The 277-nt window shown below is 57.8% G+C and carries 1 protein-coding gene; it reads right to left on the bottom strand.

Annotated features, from left to right (window positions below; genetic code table 11):
• A partial coding sequence (locus ACZ3HH_RS29835; protein ID WP_465810157.1) for a dihydropteroate synthase occupies nucleotides 1-277 on the bottom strand: 277 nt, incomplete at both ends.

Below are 277 nucleotides of genomic sequence, written 5' to 3'. Positions count from 1 at the left end.
AAGTCGACGGCGTAGTTGTTATGCTCCTCGATGCCCGTCGCCACCGCGAAAATGTTGGGATCGAAGATGATATCCTCGGGCGGGAAGCCGATGCCGGTGAGGAGCTTATAGGCGCGTTCGCAAATCTCGACCTTACGGTCCTTGGTATCGGCCTGCCCCACCTCATCGAACGCCATGACGACGACGGCGGCGCCATAAGCCATCACCTTGCGCGCTTGCGACAGAAACTGAGCTTCGCCTTCCTTCATGCTGATTGAATTGACAATCGGCTTGCCCG

This window comes from Pseudomonas sp. PME37.24/025 (genome assembly GCF_055556615.1).
The sequence above is the reverse complement of the archived record's forward strand: the minus strand, read 5'-3'. Positions and strand labels throughout refer to the sequence as shown.